Annotated in this window: 14 protein-coding genes; 7 read left to right on the forward strand and 7 right to left on the reverse strand. The window is 65.6% G+C overall.

The features are described from left to right. Positions 1–26 precede the first annotated feature (26 nt). The 4 genes from AC5Y7E_RS18240 (at position 27) to AC5Y7E_RS18255 (ending at position 5361) form a co-directional block, all read left to right on the forward strand. Positions 27–482 carry an SRPBCC family protein gene (locus AC5Y7E_RS18240; protein WP_499950172.1) on the forward strand — a complete coding sequence of 152 codons (456 nt, stop codon included), beginning with the start codon at positions 27–29 and terminating at the stop codon, positions 480–482. A 314-nt stretch (positions 483–796) separates the two neighbouring features. Beyond that, positions 797–1828 (forward strand): hotdog fold thioesterase, encoded by a 1032-nt coding sequence (locus AC5Y7E_RS18245; protein ID WP_499950173.1) that lies wholly within the window; start codon positions 797–799, stop codon positions 1826–1828. 100 nt (positions 1829–1928) lie between these two features. Then, on the forward strand, positions 1929–3134 hold the full coding sequence (locus tag AC5Y7E_RS18250) for an amidohydrolase family protein (RefSeq protein ID WP_499921977.1): 1206 nt from the start codon (positions 1929–1931) through the stop codon (positions 3132–3134). Between the two features lie 259 nt (positions 3135–3393). Further along, complete coding sequence (locus tag AC5Y7E_RS18255) at positions 3394–5361, forward strand: SpoIIE family protein phosphatase (protein WP_499950175.1); 1968 nt, start codon at positions 3394–3396, stop codon at positions 5359–5361. Here the strand turns inward: AC5Y7E_RS18255 and AC5Y7E_RS18260 are convergent. The 3 genes from AC5Y7E_RS18260 to AC5Y7E_RS18270 form a co-directional block, all read right to left on the reverse strand. After that, on the reverse strand, positions 5358–6602 hold the full coding sequence (locus tag AC5Y7E_RS18260) for an acyl-CoA dehydrogenase family protein (RefSeq protein WP_499950177.1): 1245 nt from the start codon (positions 6600–6602) through the stop codon (positions 5358–5360). The two genes, AC5Y7E_RS18255 and AC5Y7E_RS18260, sit on opposite strands and share 4 nt — an antisense overlap. 10 nt (positions 6603–6612) lie before the next feature. Then, complete coding sequence (locus AC5Y7E_RS18265; protein ID WP_499950179.1) at positions 6613–7764, reverse strand: acyl-CoA dehydrogenase family protein; 1152 nt, start codon at positions 7762–7764, stop codon at positions 6613–6615. 190 nt (positions 7765–7954) lie between these two features. Next, a complete protein-coding gene (locus tag AC5Y7E_RS18270) occupies positions 7955–8914 on the reverse strand; it encodes an alpha/beta hydrolase (protein ID WP_499950181.1) in 960 nt (319 codons plus the stop codon). Positions 8915–9269: 355 nt separating this feature from the next. Here AC5Y7E_RS18270 and AC5Y7E_RS18275 point away from each other — a divergent pair, with 355 nt between their 5' ends. Together AC5Y7E_RS18275 and AC5Y7E_RS18280 are read left to right on the forward strand one after the other, a co-directional pair. Continuing rightward, complete coding sequence (locus AC5Y7E_RS18275) at positions 9270–10502, forward strand: cytochrome P450 (protein WP_499950183.1); 1233 nt, start codon at positions 9270–9272, stop codon at positions 10500–10502. Further along, a complete protein-coding gene (locus tag AC5Y7E_RS18280) occupies positions 10499–11656 on the forward strand; it encodes a Zn-dependent alcohol dehydrogenase (protein WP_499950184.1) in 1158 nt (385 codons plus the stop codon). The genes AC5Y7E_RS18275 and AC5Y7E_RS18280 overlap by 4 nt, the downstream gene beginning before the upstream one ends. A 2-nt stretch (positions 11657–11658) precedes the next feature. On the opposite strand, the gene AC5Y7E_RS18285 is transcribed toward AC5Y7E_RS18280, so the two are convergent. From AC5Y7E_RS18285 to AC5Y7E_RS18300, 4 genes are read right to left on the reverse strand one after another with little or no spacing between them, the layout of a single operon-like run. Continuing rightward, the gene (locus tag AC5Y7E_RS18285) at positions 11659–12399 is read right to left on the reverse strand and encodes an SDR family NAD(P)-dependent oxidoreductase (RefSeq protein WP_499950185.1); all 741 of its coding nucleotides are present in this window, start codon (positions 12397–12399) and stop codon (positions 11659–11661) included. Then, complete coding sequence (locus tag AC5Y7E_RS18290) at positions 12396–12836, reverse strand: VOC family protein (protein WP_499950187.1); 441 nt, start codon at positions 12834–12836, stop codon at positions 12396–12398. The genes AC5Y7E_RS18285 and AC5Y7E_RS18290 overlap by 4 nt, the downstream gene beginning before the upstream one ends. 41 nt (positions 12837–12877) lie before the next feature. Next, entirely contained in the window at positions 12878–13699 is an 822-nt protein-coding gene (locus AC5Y7E_RS18295) for an SDR family NAD(P)-dependent oxidoreductase (protein ID WP_499950313.1), read from the reverse strand. A gap of 48 nt (positions 13700–13747) precedes the next feature. Continuing rightward, a complete protein-coding gene (locus AC5Y7E_RS18300) occupies positions 13748–14968 on the reverse strand; it encodes a cytochrome P450 (RefSeq protein WP_499950315.1) in 1221 nt (406 codons plus the stop codon). A 213-nt stretch (positions 14969–15181) separates the two neighbouring features. On the opposite strand from AC5Y7E_RS18300, the gene AC5Y7E_RS18305 reads away from it, so the two are divergent. Then, positions 15182–16678, forward strand: coding sequence for an acyl-CoA carboxylase subunit beta (locus AC5Y7E_RS18305; RefSeq protein ID WP_499950189.1), 1497 nt, complete (start codon positions 15182–15184; stop codon positions 16676–16678). Positions 16679–16685 lie beyond the last annotated feature (7 nt).

A 16685-nucleotide genomic window follows, 5' to 3' on the forward strand; every position in this document is an offset into this window, starting at 1 on the left:
GAGCTCCTGGAGTACCTTTCGGCAGCATGAGTAAGTCGCTGTCATGCCGGGTCGAACAATTGTCTCGCGCAAAACCTGCAGCGGTTTATGACGTGCTTATGGATGTCGAGCGTTGGCCCGATTTCCTGCCTACCGTGTCCGCCGCATCCTGGGAGCGGCACGGAGAGCCTGACACTGCAATCGGTGGCGTCAGACGAATGCGCATCGGGCACAGCGTAATACGCGATACGGTCGTCGATGGAACGCGACCGCATCACCATGCCTATGTCGCATCGTTTCCGTGGTATACGCCGCTGAAGGACTACCGGGGTGACATTCGCATCGAAGATCGGCCGGACGGATCGCTGATCATATGGACCGTAACTTTCCTACCGCGCATTCCCGGCCTTCCAAAAAAGCTGATGAAGGCCAGGATCGAAGCCTCTTATAAGCGCCTAGCATCGGCATTGGCGCACGAAGCCGAAGGCGTCACACGGAGGTGACGTCGGCCCGGGCCAACCCCTTCCGCCGGCCGGTAACCACGGCACGGACCCATTTCGTGGCTGGGACAGTGAACGTCTGCCACACCTACTACTCCCTGTGGCCCGGGATGGGCAACGTCTCCAACATGATCTGAGACGGGACAACCCGCCGCCGAAGCCTCCACCGCCACCGGCGCTCATCACCAGCGACAACTGCCAGCAGATACTCGGCACCTTCTGCCCGAAGGCGTAAGCACCATCTCGCGCGGCGGTCAGTCGCGGTAACCTCATTCTCATAGCGCGACCTGCGCGCTATGGAAGGGGACCAAGCGCTGATGGCCGACCCCAAAGACGAAGTGAAGATCACTCGCGGCGACCGCTTCATCAAAACCGCCGTCGCGATACTGGGCGAAACGGGACGCACGGACTTCACCGTTCAAGAGGTGGTCGCGCGCTCGAAGACGTCGCTGCGAGCCTTTTACCAACATTTCAGCAGCAAGGACGAACTGCTGCTGGCGCTGTTCGATCGAACCATCGCCCAATCGGTGCAGACGTGGCGCGCCGAAACCACGGCGTTGGACAGCACCGCGGCATTGAAATTGCTGATCGACAGGGTCAGCCAGCAGCCGGAATCGAGCACTCAAGACAGCCTCAATCGAGCGTTGACCCTCTACAACCAGCACCTGGCCGAGACTCGGCCTCGCGAATACGCCCGGGTGCTCTCTCCGCTGCACGGCTTGATTCGCGACATCGTCGGGCAGGGCATCACCGAGGGCGTTTTCAACCCGGGCTTGGACGTCGGCGCGGCGGCCGCGATCGTCATGCAGACGATGATGGGTGCGCAGCGATTGCATTGGCTCGGTTCGGAATTGAACGGGACACCGGTCGATGTCGGCCAGCTCTACGACTTCTGCAGCCGCGCCCTGGGCATCCGCGACACCGACGAAGAATCGGCCGCCCCCTCGCTGGCCGAGCTGTTCAGCCAAATCGGCATGCGCCCCAGCACCCGCAACGGCGAATTCGCCATGACCATGCCGGTGAGTCCCGCGGTCGTCAACACGTCCGGCGCGCTGCAGGGCGGTCTGATCGCCACGCTCGTGGATGTGGCGGGCGGACAATTCGGGCTGGACTATCTGAAGCCGGGCACCACTATGACCACCGCGGATCTGTTCATCCGCTATCTGCGGCCGGTACGGCAGGGCGCGGCGTTCGCTGTGCCCCGGATGTTGCGTTCGGGCCGGCGGGCAATGGTCATGCAAGTCGAGATCTACGGCGACGGCGACGACGAGCTGCTGGCGACGGCGACCGTCAACTTCGCCGTCATCGAGGGCGCCACACCGAAGCTTCCTAGCTGGCCGGACGCCTGAGCCGGCCCGGGGGTCCGCGAATCCGGTACAGCTAATTGCGCAGAAGTGGTAACGTCATTACCAGCGACAGAGAATCCAGACTTTTCCCAAGGAGATCGCCATGCCCTCGCGCGAACTTTCCTTCCCCGTCTTCGACGCCGACAACCACATGTACGAGCCACAGGAAGCGCTGACCAAATACCTTCCGGACAAGCGCAAGAACGTCATCGACTACGTGCAGGTTCGCGGCCGCACCAAAATCGTTGTGCGCGGCCACATTAGCGAGTACATCCCCAACCCCACCTTCGAGAAGGTGGCCAAGCCGGGCGCCCAGGAGGACTACTTCCGCAACGGCGCGCAGGGCAAGAGCTACCGCGAGATCCTCGGCGAGCCGATGAAGGCCATCCCCGCCTTCCGTGAGCCGGGCGCGCGCCTCGAAGTGATGGACGAACTCGGCATCGACTATGCGCTGATGTTCCCGACCCTGGCCAGCCTGGTCGAGGAACGCATGAAGGACGACCCGGAGATGACCCACGACGTCATCCACGCGCTCAACGAGTGGATGCACGAGCAGTGGACGTTCAATTACAAGGACCGGATCTTCGCCACCCCGGTGATCACGCTGCCGATCGTCGACCGCGCCCTGGAAGAACTGCAGTGGTGCCTCGAGCGCGGCGCGCGCACCGTCCTGGTTCGCCCGGCGCCGGTGCCCGGCTTCCGCGGCAGCCGATCGTTCGGGCTCGAGGAGTTCGACCCGTTCTGGCAGGCCTGCATCAAGGCCGAGATCCCGGTGTCGATGCACGCTTCGGACAGCGGCTATTCCGAATTCGCCAACGTGTGGGAACCCGGTGACGAGTTCCTGCCGTTCAAGCCGACCCCGTTCCGCAGCTTCGCAATGGGCCACCGGCCGATCCTCGACGCCATGGGTGCGCTGGTGTGCCACGGCGCGCTGTCGCGCAACCCGGAACTGCGGATCCTGTCGATCGAAAACGGCGCCGACTGGGTGCCGGATCTCTTCAAGGGCCTCAAGGGCGTCTACAAGAAGATGCCGCAGTCGTTCAGCGAGGATCCGATCGAGGCGTTCAAGCGGTGCGTGTACATCACCCCGTTCTGGGAGGACCGGTTCACCGAAATCGTCAACATGGTCGGCACCGACCGGGTGATGTTCGGGTCCGACTGGCCACACCCCGAAGGCCTGAAAGACCCCATCTCCTTCGTCGACGAACTCACCGACTTCTCCGAATCCGACATCGCCAAGATCATGGGCGGCAACCTGATGAAACTCATGAAGGTTTCCGCGCCGGCCAAAAAGCCGATCTCAGCCTGATCGGTGCCGCCGCGCGAGCCGGAAGACGTTGCGGTTGTGATGAATCCGCGAAGGTAAACCGGATCAGGCTGCGCCGCGCCACGAGATCGACCACGACCACCCGCACCCACCTAGACCGGCATCAAACCGAGGCAACACGCGTGCGACAACGGTTGCTAATGTGAACAACTACGTGTGCAAATAGGTCCGCCCTTTTGAACCGGTTCCGACTCGGCCCGTCTTCGCGGGCTGCCCGGAGGCCGCTAGGAGGAACGGTCGGATGGTGGCCGAAAACGACTGGGACAGAACCGTCGGTGCGGCAGACGACGTACGCCGCGTCTTCGAGAATGTTCCCGCGCTGTTGGTCGGACTCGAAGGGCCCGACCACCGGTTTGTCGCGGTCAATGCGGCGTACCGCGCACTCGGCCCGCCAATCGACCCAATTGGGCTACTCGCACGCGAGGTCTATCCAGAGCTGGAGAGCCAGCAGATTTTTCAAATGTTCGATCGGGTGTATCAAACGGGCGAGCCGCAATCCGGCACCGAGTGGCGGGTTCAGGCCGACTTCGAAGGCGCGGGCAGCGCGCAGGAGCACTTCTTCGACTTCATCGTCACGCCGCGGTGCGCGGCGGACGGCTCGATAGAGGGCGTACAGCTGGCCTTCGTCGACGTCACGAGCCGGGTGCAGACCCGGATGGCCGCCGACGCACGCCTCGAGGAGATGTCCGAGCGGTATCGCAACGTCCGTGACTCCGCCACCATCATGCAGCAGGCGCTGCTGGCATCCTCGGTGCCCATCGTCCCCGGCGCCGACGTGACCGCGCAGTATCTCGTCGCAGCGCAGGACACCGCGGCCGGCGGCGACTGGTTCGACGCGATACCCCTCGGCGACCGGCTGGTGCTCGCCGTCGGGGACGTCGTCGGCCACGGCGTCGAAGCGGCGGCGGCGATGTCGCAGCTGCGGACCGCGCTGCGGATGCAGGTCTTGGCGGGATATCCGATCGCCGAGGCACTCGAGGCGGTCGACCGATTCCGCAAGCACGTCCCCGGCTCGGACACCGCCTCGATCTGCGTCGGCTCACTCGACTTCGGCACCGGCGAATTCCGCTACTGCACCGCCGGGCACCCACCGCCGTTGTTGGTGACGGCGGACGCAACCGCCCGTTATCTCGAGCCTTCCGGCGCGGGTCCGCTCGGCAGCGGCACCGGCTTCCCGGTCCGCACCGAATTCCTTGACGTGGGCGACTCGATTCTGCTGTACACCGACGGCCTGATCGAAAGGCCCGGTCGGCCGGTGGGCGCCAGCACCGCCGAGTTCGCCGAGCTGACCGCGGATATCGTCGGCGGGCAGCGCGGCTTCGTCATCGAGTCATCGGTCCGGCCGATCGACCGAATCTGCTCGGAGACACTGGAATTGCTGCTGCGTTCGACGGGCTACAGCGACGATGTGACACTTCTCGCGGCGCAACGCCGCACACCGCCCGCACCGCTGCACCTGACAGTGGATGCGACCATCCAGGCCGCGCGTACGGTGCGGTCCCGCCTTAGGCAGTGGCTGTCGGAGATTGGCGCCGACACCGACGACATCTCCGATGTGGTGCACGCGATCTCGGAGTTCGTCGAGAACGCGGTCGAGCACGGTTATGGCACAGAGGTTCCCGACGGCGTCGTCGTCGAGGCAACGCTGTCCGGGGATGGCAACCTGCACGCGTCGGTGACCGACCATGGCCGGTGGAAGGACCACCGCGAGGGCGAGACGGGCCGCGGCCGCGGCCTCGCCATGGCCGAGGCCCTGGTGTCGAGTGCGCACATCAGTCGTGGAGCCGGCGGCACGACCGCCACCGTGACGCACCGACTTTCCCGGCCGGCGAACTTCGTCACGGATTCATCGGTCGCCCGGGCGACCGGTCGGCGGTCGGCCAGCGCGGAATTCGCCTCCGAGGTCAGCGAGCCGGGGCGCATCGTGGTCAGCGGCGAGGTCGACTCCAATACCGCGTCGACCCTCGACCGTCAGATCGCTGTCGAAAGTCGTTCCGGCATCGCACCATTGACGGTCGATCTCACCGCCGTGACCCATCTCGGATCGGCGGGTGTCAGCGCGCTGGCGGCCGCCCGCGAGCGAGCGCGCCGACAGGGCAGCGAGTACGTGCTGGTGGCCCCGCCAGGAAGCCCGGCGCATCACGTCTTGTCGCTCGTGCAGCTCCCGGTGGTCGGCGGCCTCGCCGAGAATCTCGTCGCCGAGGGTTAGGCGCGATCGGCTCGCTCGCCGTGCCGTACCTGGTTGAACGGCACCCCGCGGTCGGCGGCGTATTCGCGGGGGAAGCCCAGCACCCGCTCGCCGATGACGTTGCGGGCCATCTCCGTTGTGCCACCGCCGATGGCGACGGTCTGTCGGGACAGATACCGCAGACCCGTTTGGAGTCCGGCGCCCTGCTCCCCCACCACGCCGTAACTTCCCGCGATCGCCAGCGCCGTGTCGACGTCGGTGGTCGTGGTCTCGGAGTGGAACAGCCTGATGAGCGTTCCGGCGGCGGGCGGCAAAACGCCGTCTCTGACACAGCGATAGACGTGCCCGATCAGTTGCTCTGCCACCGCGCGGTGCACCAGGGCGCGACCGGCCATCTCGCGCACGCGTTCGTTGTCGGCTTGCCCGGTCTTCTCCGCGAGCGCCACGTAGTCGACCGGAATCGCATTGCCGCCCTCGCTGCCGCTGCCGCTGGCGAACTCGGACCCCTGACCCACCGCCCGGCGTTCGTGGTAGAGCTGCCGGGACGCCACCGCCCAGCCGCCGTTGACCTCTCCGACGACGGCGTCATCTCCGACGTCGACACCGTCGAGGAACTCCTCGCAGAATTCTTTCGAACCGCTCAGCATCGTGATGTGCCGCAATGTAATTCCCGGGTGGGCGATGGGCACCAGGAACATCGTCAGGCCCTCGTGCTTGGGCACGTCCCAGTCGGTGCGGGCCAGGCACAGGCCGTAATCGGCGGCGAACGCACTCGTGCTCCAGGTCTTGGCGCCGTTGATGACCCAGCGGTCACCGCGCCGCTGGGCACGGGTGAGGACACCCGCCAGGTCGGATCCGCCGCTGGGCTCACTCAGCAACTGCACGAGCACTTCCTCGCCGCGCAACGCCGCGGCGATGTGCTGCTTCTTCTGCTCTTCGCTGCCGGTGTCGAGCAGCGTGGCACAGCAGATCGTGAATGTCGGGGTGTTGAGAATCAGCGGCATCTCATAGCCGAGGGATTCGGCGTCGAATGCCTTCTGGTATTCGTAGTCCAGACCGAGGCCGCCGTACTCACGGGGAAAGCAGATGCCGGCGAATCCGCCGTCGTACAAGCGCTTTTGCAGTTCCCTGGCCCTGAGCCACGACCGTTCCTCGTCGCGCGGTGCGGCGGGTGGGGCCTCACTGTCGACGGCGGGCATGTTGTCCGCCAGCCATGCCCTGGCTCGGGCGGCGAACTGTGCAACGGATTCGGTCGGCGTCATCGGATGCTGATCATTTCCCCGAACGACCCGCCTTCTCGAACTCGTAGACGCGCAGATTGTGTTCCTCCGGCGTCCCGAACATGCCGCGGTACAACGTGATCCGGCGTAGGTACAGGTGCAGGTCGTGTTCCCACGTGACGCCGATACCGCCGTGCATCTGCACACACGCCTGCACGATCTGACCCGCCATCTCGCCCACGTAGGACTTGGCGATGCTGGCTGACACATTCGCCTCCGGCGCGCGGGCCGCCACGCCGGCGACCGCCGCGGAGGTGGTGGCGCGACAGGCCTCCAACCAGAGCTTCATGTCGGCGAATCTGTGCTTGAGGGCCTGGTACGACGCCAGCGGACGGCCAAACGTGTGTCGGTCCAGCGCCCACTGCACGGTGAGGTCGAACACCGTCTGCAGGGCACCGACCACCTCCGCGCACTGCAGGACCTGGGCGATCTGGCTTTGTCGTTCGACGAGCGCAGCCGTCTCCTCGGCGGTGCCGACGGCCGCGGACCGCGGCACCACGACGCCGTCGAAGTGCACCCGGGCGTATTGCTTGACCAGATCCACCGACTGCTGGGGCTCAACAAGGACCCCCGGGGCGTCCGTCGGAACGAGAAACTGACGAATCTCGGCGGGATCGGCGCCGCAGCGCGCCACCACCAGCAGCGCCGCGCTCTGGGCGCCCGCCTCGACGCGGTCCTTGACGCCGTCGATGCGGTAACCGGAATCGGTTTCGGTGGCCGTGACCGAGGGATTCAGCGGCGCCCAGCCCTCGCCCGGCTCGCAGACCGCCCACGACGCCACGGAGTCACCCGATATCAGCGCCTCGATGGTGTCGGCGTGCTCGCCGGGGTTTGTGCACTCGACAAGTCCGGCCAGCACGGTGCTCACGGGATACAGCGGTCCAGGGGCCACCGTCTTGCCGAGTTGCTCGGCGACCATCGCCAGATCGGCGAAGCCGTTCTCCGAGACGCTTCCGCCGCCCAGCTCCTCCGGCACGAGGAGGCCCGTCCAGCCGAGTTCCGCGGCGCGCCGCCACCACGCGGGGTCGAACGACGTACCCGCGGCGTGCAGCTCCCGAACCCGGCGCAGCGGCGCTTCCTTTTCCAGGAACGCTTGGGTGGTCGAGGTGAAGAGGATCTTTTCGGGAGAATCGAGGGTGGTCATGGTGCCGAGGGGGTCCTTCGTGACATTCGAACGCTGCGGCTGCAACGGAAACGGCTTGTGTGTTTGATCATCCGCCCGATCGGTCCTCGGTTGGCTGGCGATCCTGATGTTAGCAACGCGCAATACGGTAAGAGATACCGGAGTTCGATCGGTAACGGCGTAGACCAGCACGTATTTCGAGACGGTTGCGCTACATGGCGAACACGCGGCGCACCGCCTGCGCGTGCAGCGCCCGATTCTCCTGGGAAACAACCCAATCGGGGACCATCGAGTCGAAGCCGTTGAAGGTCGCGGCGATCACGTGCAGTTCGGTGTGGACGTACGCGTGCAACAACCGGTTGGCATAGTCGATGGCCTCGTCGCGGCACGGGTCGATCTCGGAGCAGCTGACGAACGTGGGCGGCAGGCCTTCGAGGTTGGCGCGGTGCGCGGGGACGTGCTGACCGTTGGCGCTGGCGTGGCCCAGATAGTGGTTCCACGCCCGACTCACGGCCGGGCCGTTGAGGCCCGGGGTGCGCTGGAATTCGCGGCGTGAGGGCGTGGCGTCGGAGTCGAGCATCGGCTGGTGCAGGATCTGCATCAGGATCGGTGGACCTTCCTGATCGAACATGCGCTGGATCAAACCCGCGACCAGTGCAGCACCGGCGTCGCGGCCCATTACGGCGATGCGGCCGGCGTCGGCGTCCAGCTCCGCGCTGTTTTCGATGGCGTAACGGAGGGCCGCCTCGACGTCGTCGAGCGCCGCCGGGCATGGATTTTCGGGGGCCAGGCGGTAGTCCACCGAAACCACCAGGCAATTGCCGTCACGAGCCAGCTCCACGCAGTGCGCATGGTCGGTTTCCAAGTTTCCGGTGACGAACCCGCCGCCATGGGCGTACAGCACCACCGGCGCGCAGGATTCGCTGCGGCCGCGATACAAACGCAGGCCGAGCTGTTGACCGTCGGGACCGGCGATCGATCGCGAATCGACCGAGACACCAGTGGTATCGGCGGCCGCGGCGCGCCGCGCGGCGAGCAGGTTGGCGTGTTCCCGCTCGGCGGGCAGTGTCTCGGCACGGAATTCGAAGGCGCCCAGCTCGACGGCCGCGTCGCGGAGCACCGGATCGATGCGGTTGAGGCCGTGCGGCCGCGCCAAATTCGTCTGTGTCATATCAACTCATTTTCCGGGCTCGTCGTGCGGGCTCATCGGTGGTCTTCGAAGGTGGGCCCCAACGGAACCTCCTTCAACGTAGACCTGCGCTTTCAGGCACTGACACATCAGGTGCTCGGCGCCGCGAATCAAGCCCGGCGAGCCGGCGTCGCGGTGAAATGAGGCCCTATCCGCCCGGTCTTCGACACCCCGCGATCGGGCGCAGTCCGCCCCGGCGGATCCCGGTCGTTGGGCTTCGTTGCTATCTATACTATGATAGCTATTTTCAGCTCGGTTACCCCCGCCGTGAAATTCGCGGCCACTCGCGATCCGGTCCGCGTGAACGGCCTTATCGGTTGTCTCAGGAGGAGCGCTGATGACGCTCAGCACTGGCCCGAATGGTCAGCCCGTCGTACCCTCACTCGATTTCACCGGCGAAACCAGTCCCTACCCGTTCTTCGAACACATGCGGCACACCGACCCGGTGTGGCACGGCTCGCTGAACGACAACACGCAGTTGCCGGAAGAGCTGCGGCCCAGCGACGAGTGGGTCCTGTTCGATTACGACGGTGTATCTCAAGCCTTCCGCGACGACCGGATCTTCACCTCCGCCGCCTACGACAAGACGATCGGATTGGTGATGGGACACACCATCCTGGCGATGGGCGGCAGGGAACACCACGACCACCGCAACCTGGTGGCCAAGGCGTTCCGGGCGACCGCGCTGGAGCGGTGGGAACCGTCGGTCATCGGGCCGGTCTGCGATCAGCTGGTCGACGAAATCAAGCACGACGGGCATGCCGATCTGGTGAAGGCGCTGACTTTCGAATTTCCCACCCGAATCATCTCGACGCTGCTCGGCCTGCCGGCCGAGGATCTGGATTTCTTCCGGCGGTTGTCCCTCGACCTGATCTCGATCCCGACCGACATCATGGCCGGATTGACCGCCGCCACCGAGCTCTACGACTACTTCCTCAAACAAGTCGAGCAACGACGGCGCAAGCTCACCAACGACATCGTCGGCGACCTGGTTGCCGCCGAGATCGACGGCGAGAAGCTCACCGACGAGGCCATCATCGCCTTCCTGCGATTGCTGCTGCCGGCCGGCCTGGAGACCACCTATCGTTCGTCGGGCAATCTGCTGTACCTGCTGCTGACCCACCCCGAACAATTGGCGATGGTCACCAAGGACCGGTCATTGATCCCGATGGCGATCGAGGAGGGTCTACGGTTCGAAACGCCGCTGACCACCGTCATGCGGACCACCACCGAGGAGGTCGAAATCGGCGGCAAAACCATTCCGGCCGAGGCCCAGATCGACATGTGCATGGGATCGGCCAATCGCGACGAGAGCCGGTGGACCGATCCCAACACGTTCGACATCTGCCGGCCCCGCCAATCCCACATCGCCTTCGCCGGCGGTATCCACATGTGCCTCGGCATGCACCTGGCCCGGCTTGAAACGCGGGTCATCTTGAACAGCCTGTTCGACCGCGTCGACAATCTGGCATTCGTGCCCGATGACGGAACCGGAGTGGAATCCAAGATCGTCGGGCTCACCTTCCGGTCGCCGAACAAGCTTCCGGTCACGTTCACCCCCGCCGCATGAGAAGCCGCGCAGCGATTCTGCACGACGTCGGCGGACCGTGGTCTGTCGAGGAATTCGAGCTCGATCCCCCCAAGACCGGCGAGGTCCTGGTTCAGCTGGCAGCGGCCGGCCTGTGCCACTCCGACGACCACATCCTCAAAGGCGACATGTCAGCGCCCAACGAGGTGATGCGGTCGATGGGTTTGCCGACCATGTTCCCGATGATCGGCGGGCACGAAGGCTCCGGCATCGTGCGGGAGGTCGGGCCCGGTGTCACCGACTTCGCCCCTGGAGACCACGTGGTGATGTCATTCGTCGCCGTGTGCGGCCAATGTCGTTGGTGCGCCAGTGGAATCGAGTACCTGTGCGACGTCGGCATGGGCACCATGATCCCGGGAATGCCGACGGACGGCACGTTCCGTCACCACACCGCCGACGGCCGCAAGCTGGGTCACATCGCCAAGATCGGCGCCTTCGCCGAACACACTGTGGTATCGGCCAATTCACTGGTGAAGATCGAGCAGCACCTGCCACTGACGTCGAGCGCGCTGCTGTCCTGTGCCATCCCGACCGGTTACGGTTCGGTCGCCAACCGGTCGAACATGCGCGCGGGCGATACCGTCGTGGTGATCGGCGTCGGCGGGATCGGCACGGGCGCGATTCAGGGTGCCCGGATCAACGGCGCGGCGCAGATCGTGGCGGTCGACCCGGTGGAGTTCAAACAGAAGTCGGCGCTGCGGTTCGGCGCGACGCACACCGCGGCCACGATCGACGAGGCGCTGGATCTGGTGCGCGGCCTGACCTACGGGGTGATGGCCGACGCGGTGGTGGTATCGCCGTCGCTGATCACCGCCGAGGACGTCCGCGACGCGGTGAAGCTCACCCGCAAGGGCGGCACCTGCGTGCTCACCGGCATGACGTCGCAGTTGACCCGGTCGGTCAAGATCGACCTGCAGGACTTCATCTTGATGAACAAGACGTTGGCGGGCACCATCTTCGGCTCGTGCAATCCGAAGGCTGACATCTCCCGGCTGGCACGGCTGTATGAGACCGGCCAGCTTCAGCTCGACGAGATGATCACCAAGCGCTATCGCCTCGATGAGGTCAACGACGCCTACGACGATCTGCTCAGCGGCAGGATCGTCCGCGGCATTATCGATTTCGGGATCGCCTGAGCTTATTTCCTGCGGCTGCGCACCCGCTGCAGCTGGCCATACGCGTCGATCGGGCTGTGAAGCGCCAAGCCGCCGTCGGCATGCACGATTTGTCCGGTCACCCATGGCAATTCGAGGACGCCGACGATAGCGGCGGCCACCTCGGAAGCCTCGCCCAGCCCGCCCAATGCGGTCCGCTCGGAAAGCCCTTCCACCCAGCCGGGCAACGCCTCCGGATTCGGCAGCATCGGTGTGCGAGTGACACCGGGACCTACTGCGTTGACCCGGATGCCGTGGCCGCCCCATTCCTCGGCGGCGACCTTCACCAGCATGTTGACCCCCGCCTTCGAGACGCAATACGCGCCCATGTCCCGGTCGGCGACGGTGGCGCTGATGCTGGAGACCGCCACGATCGAGCCGCCGACTCCGGCGTCGATCATGGCTTGCGCCCCAGCGCGAATGCAGAGCCAGGTGCCGGTCAGGTTCGTCGATAACACCCGTTGCCACTCGTCGAGCGGCTGGTCCAGCAACAAGCCCGACGCACCGATCGCGGCGCAGGTGACCATCCGGGTGGGCGCACCGTGCTCACGCACCGTTCGTTCCATCGCCGCCGACACCGCGTCGGGATCGCTGACGTCGCAGGCGATGTCACCACCGGACAGATCCCACACCACGACGTCGTGTCCCACGTCGCGTAGCCGTCGGCTGACCTCCCGCCCGATGCCGGAGGCGCCGCCGGTCACCACGGCGCTCGCGGCGCTCATTGCGCGGGCCCGATCAACTCGACCACCACGCCATCGGGTGCGGTGATGACGGCCATCGGCACGGTCTTGCCCGCCGGGGCCGCAACGGTGATCCGGCGAACACCGTCGGTGAAGCCCAATTCGGCTAGCGCGGCGAGGGTTTCGTCCACGTCACGCTGCAGGGAGAGCAGGAAGAATCCGTGCCGGGGACCCGCCGGTACGGGCGGCGCTTCGTCGGCGCCCTCGAAGACAACCAACTCGACGATCCCGGCATCTGGCGTCTGTGGATCACCGAGGAATACCGACTGCAGCCGATCGGTCTGCGCGCCGAACAGTTCCGGCCAGTCTCCGGTGAAGGTGTGGCCGAACAACTTGGTGAATCCCAGGCCGTCACGCCAGAACTTCATCGAACGGTCGACGTCAGCGGTGCAGATTGCGGCGTGATGGATCCCTAGCATGAACTTCCTCTCCAGTACCGAGCCTCCGACGTCCGCGGCCCCTAAACGATCTTGGCCATGGTGTGATGCCACAAGCGGTGCGCGAGGACGGGATCGTCGGCCGCCCGATTCGCTTTGGCGACTTTGCCTTTCACGTAGTACTCGCCGGGCACCCAGTCGACTCCGGGCACGCTCGTCGCCAGCCAGACCAGCTGGTCGGCGCCGTGATCCGCGGACTTGATCATTTTGCTGACCGGCGTCCGTTGCATGGTGGTCAGGAACCGTGACCCAGATGATTGACCGATGTTGGTATTGACGAAACCCGGGTGGACCACCGCCACCGAAAGACCGTCGGCGAAAAAGCGCCGATGTAATTCCTTGGTGAACAGGATGTTTGCCAGCTTCGCCAACGCATAGGCGGTGCTCGGCCCGCGCCGGTCCGTTGCGTCGAAATCGGCGAGTTTGACTTTGCGCAACAGTCGCTGGGACGAACTGGACGTATTGACGATGGTGGCTCGCGAACCGACCAAAACATCCAGCAACTGGGTGGTCAGCAAGAACGGCGCCAGGTAGTTGACTTGAAGGGTGATCTCATGGCCGTCGGCCGTCCGCTGCGGCTTGGAGAACACTCCCCCGGCGTTGTTGCCCAGCACGTCGATGCGCGGATACTGGGACCGGATCTTGTCCGCGAGGGCCCGCACCTGAGACAGGTCGGCGAAGTCGGCGACGAAGTAGTCGGCGTCCAGCTCCGCGGCCACGGCCGCGGTCTTGCTCTCCGAGCGTCCCACCAACACCACATCGTCGCCGCCGTGGCTGAGCCGGCGGGCCGCGGCGGCGCCGATGCCGTCGCTGGCACCGGTGATGACAATCGTCCTGCGCGCCATTGCCTCGACCTCCACGGGGAGTGTAGCGACAGCCGCCGCGGCCGCACCTCAAGCGAGCGAGTAGCGAACCGGCAGGTGTTTGAGTCCGCCGACGAAGGTAGTGGCGACCAGTTCCGGGTCACCGTTCAAGTCAATCGATTTGAGCCGTGGCAGCAGCTCGGCAAAGAAGCTGCTGACCTCCATGCGGGCCAGCGCGGCACCCATGCAGAAGTGCACACCGTAGCCGAAGGCCACGTGCTTGTTGGGCTCGCGCCCGACGTCGAAGCGGAACGGATCGGCGAAGACGTCCTCGTCGCGGTTGGCCGAAACGTAGGACAACAGCACCGAATCCCCCGCGGCGATGGGCACTCCACGCACGGTGGTGTCCTTGGCGGCGGTCCGCATGAATTCCTTGACCGGGGTCACCCAGCGGATCATCTCCTCGGTGGCCAGCGCCATCAGGTCCAGGTTGTCGCGCAGACGATGGAGCTGGTCCGGGTTTTCGATCAGCGCCTGCAACCCGCCGGAGATGGTCGCGCTGGTGGTGTCGTGGCCGGCGGTGGCCACGATGAGGTAGTAGGAAACGGTGTCGATGTCGGAGAGGGGTTCGCCGTCGACGCGGGCGTTCGCGATCGCCGACGCGAGGTCCTCGGTCGGATTCGCGCGGCGAGACGCCGTCACACCGTTGAAGTAAGCGAACATGTCCAACAACGCCGGCAGCTGGTCTTCGTTTGTGGTGCCGCGTTTGAATTCTGAGTCGTCGCTGCCGAACAATTCCTGGGTCAGCTTGAGCATGCGCGGAAAATCGGCTTCGGGCAGCCCGAGCAGCGACATGATCACGTAGAGCGGGTAATTGACGGCGACTTCCTGAACGAAATCGCATTCGGGGCCCGCCGCCATCATCTTGTCAACGTAGATCTTGGCCAGTTCCTCGACACGAACCTTCAACGCCCGCATCGCCTTTGGGCGAAACCAGTCGGAGCCGATCGCGCGCACCACCCGGTGTTGGGGGTCGTCCAGGTGGATCAGCGTGCGCACCCCGGCGGCGGCCTGCATCTCATCGCCCGCCGCGGTGGTCAGCACGGGCCGCGGCCAGTTGGTGAAGAGCATGTTTTCGCGTTCGATGTCCATGATGTCGGCGTGTTTGGTGATCGCCCAGAACGGCCGGTAGTTCGCAACGTCCACCCAGGACACCGGGGCGTTGGCCCGCAGGTGCGTCAGCGCCGCATGCAGCCGGCGCTCGTCGGTGTACGCCAACGGGTCCGCCAACAGCTTCGCGGCCTCGTCCATCGTCGGTGCGCTCACTGCCGAGACTCCTCGATTTGGGACGCCCCGTCGACCTTGAGGCGCGCGGCGTCGGGCCTGCGGGTAACTTTACAGTAAGCAATCCAGTATGTGACCCTACAAATCTGTGGTGATCGCAAGCGCGGCGTAGCCGGGCGCAGCGGGTCGCCACCATCGAACTGGTCGCGCGAAGAATCTTCCATGAGGTAGGACATAGACATGCCGAAAGCCCAGGATTGGGGAGAAACGCTCGAGGACCTCGAGCGTCGCCGTCAGCGCGCGCGGGCAATGGGCGGACCGGAGCGACTCGACAAGCACCACAACAAAGGCAAGCTCGACGCCCGCGCGCGGATCGAGTACCTCCTCGACCCGCACACATTTCGCGAGCTCGGCACGCTGGTCGGTGGCGAGATCGCGGCCGACGGCCTGATCGTCGGCTCCGGTGAGATCAACGGCTCACCGGTGATGCTGGGCGCCGAGGACTTCACCACCATGGCGGGCAGCATCGGGCCCGGCGGCAACTCCAAGCGGTACCGCATCGCCGAACTGGCGCTGCGCGACAAGATCCCGCTGGTGATGCTGCTCGAAGGCGCCGGTTTTCGCCCCGGGGGCGGACACTACGGCCGCACCCCCACCGATCTACTGGCCCAGGCGCAGTGCTCGGGCCGCGTCCCGACCGTCGGTGCCGTACTCGGGCCGTCGGCAGGACACGGCGCGCTGGTGGCTCCGGTCTGCGATTTCCGGATCATGAGCAGGCAGGGCGCGATCTTCACCGCTGGACCACCCGTCGTCAAAGAGTCGACCGGAGAAGACATTTCGAAGGAGGACCTCGGTGGGCCCGACGTCGCTTTGCCCAGCGGCGTGATCCACAACGTCGCTGAGGACGACGAAGCCGTCCTCGACGACGTCCGGCGCTACCTGTCCTACTTTCCGCCGAGCGCATGGTCGTACCCGGCATCGTTGCCGCAGGACGAGGACAGCGAGCCACGGGCGACGCCCGAGCTGCTCGACATCGTGTCCCGCGACAACCGCCGCGTCTACGACATGCGCGCGGTGCTCGACGTGATATTCGACCGGCCCGACTGGTTCGAAGTCCAGCCGCAGTACGGCAAGGCGATCATCTGCGCGCTGGCCCATCTCGGTGGCCACCCGGTCGCGGTGGTGGCCAACCAACCTCAGGTACTCGCCGGCTCCATCGACGCCGCGGCCGCGGACAAGGCGGCGCACTTCATCTTGGTGGCCGACTCGTTCCACCTGCCTCTCGTCTTCCTCGCCGACAATCCCGGCATGCTGCCCGGCAGCCGCTCCGAGCGCAGCGGTGTGTTGCGCGCCGGGGCACGGATGTTCGCCGCGCAGACGGCCGCCACCACGGTGAAGCTGCACGTGACGCTGCGCAAGGCATACGGGTTCGGCTCCATGGTCATGTCCCTGCTGGGGTTCGACAGCCAGTCCGCGACTTTCGCCTATCCCGGGGCGACGATGGGCGCCATGAGCGCGGCCGCGCTGGGCCGGGCCACACACGCCGGCGAGGACGTCACCGCGAAGTTACGCGAGGCCGAGTTGCAGGCGTCCTACCGGTCTGCCGAGCACATGGGGTTCGACGAACTCATCGATCCACGCGAGACACGGGACGCCCTACTCGCCTCGCTGAAGCGTGGCCTGTCCGGCAGGCAAGCCGCCGCCGAGCCGGTGACCCGGACCGTCATCATGCCGTGATTGTCCG

The organism is Mycobacterium sp. NGS17 (genome assembly GCF_059813205.1).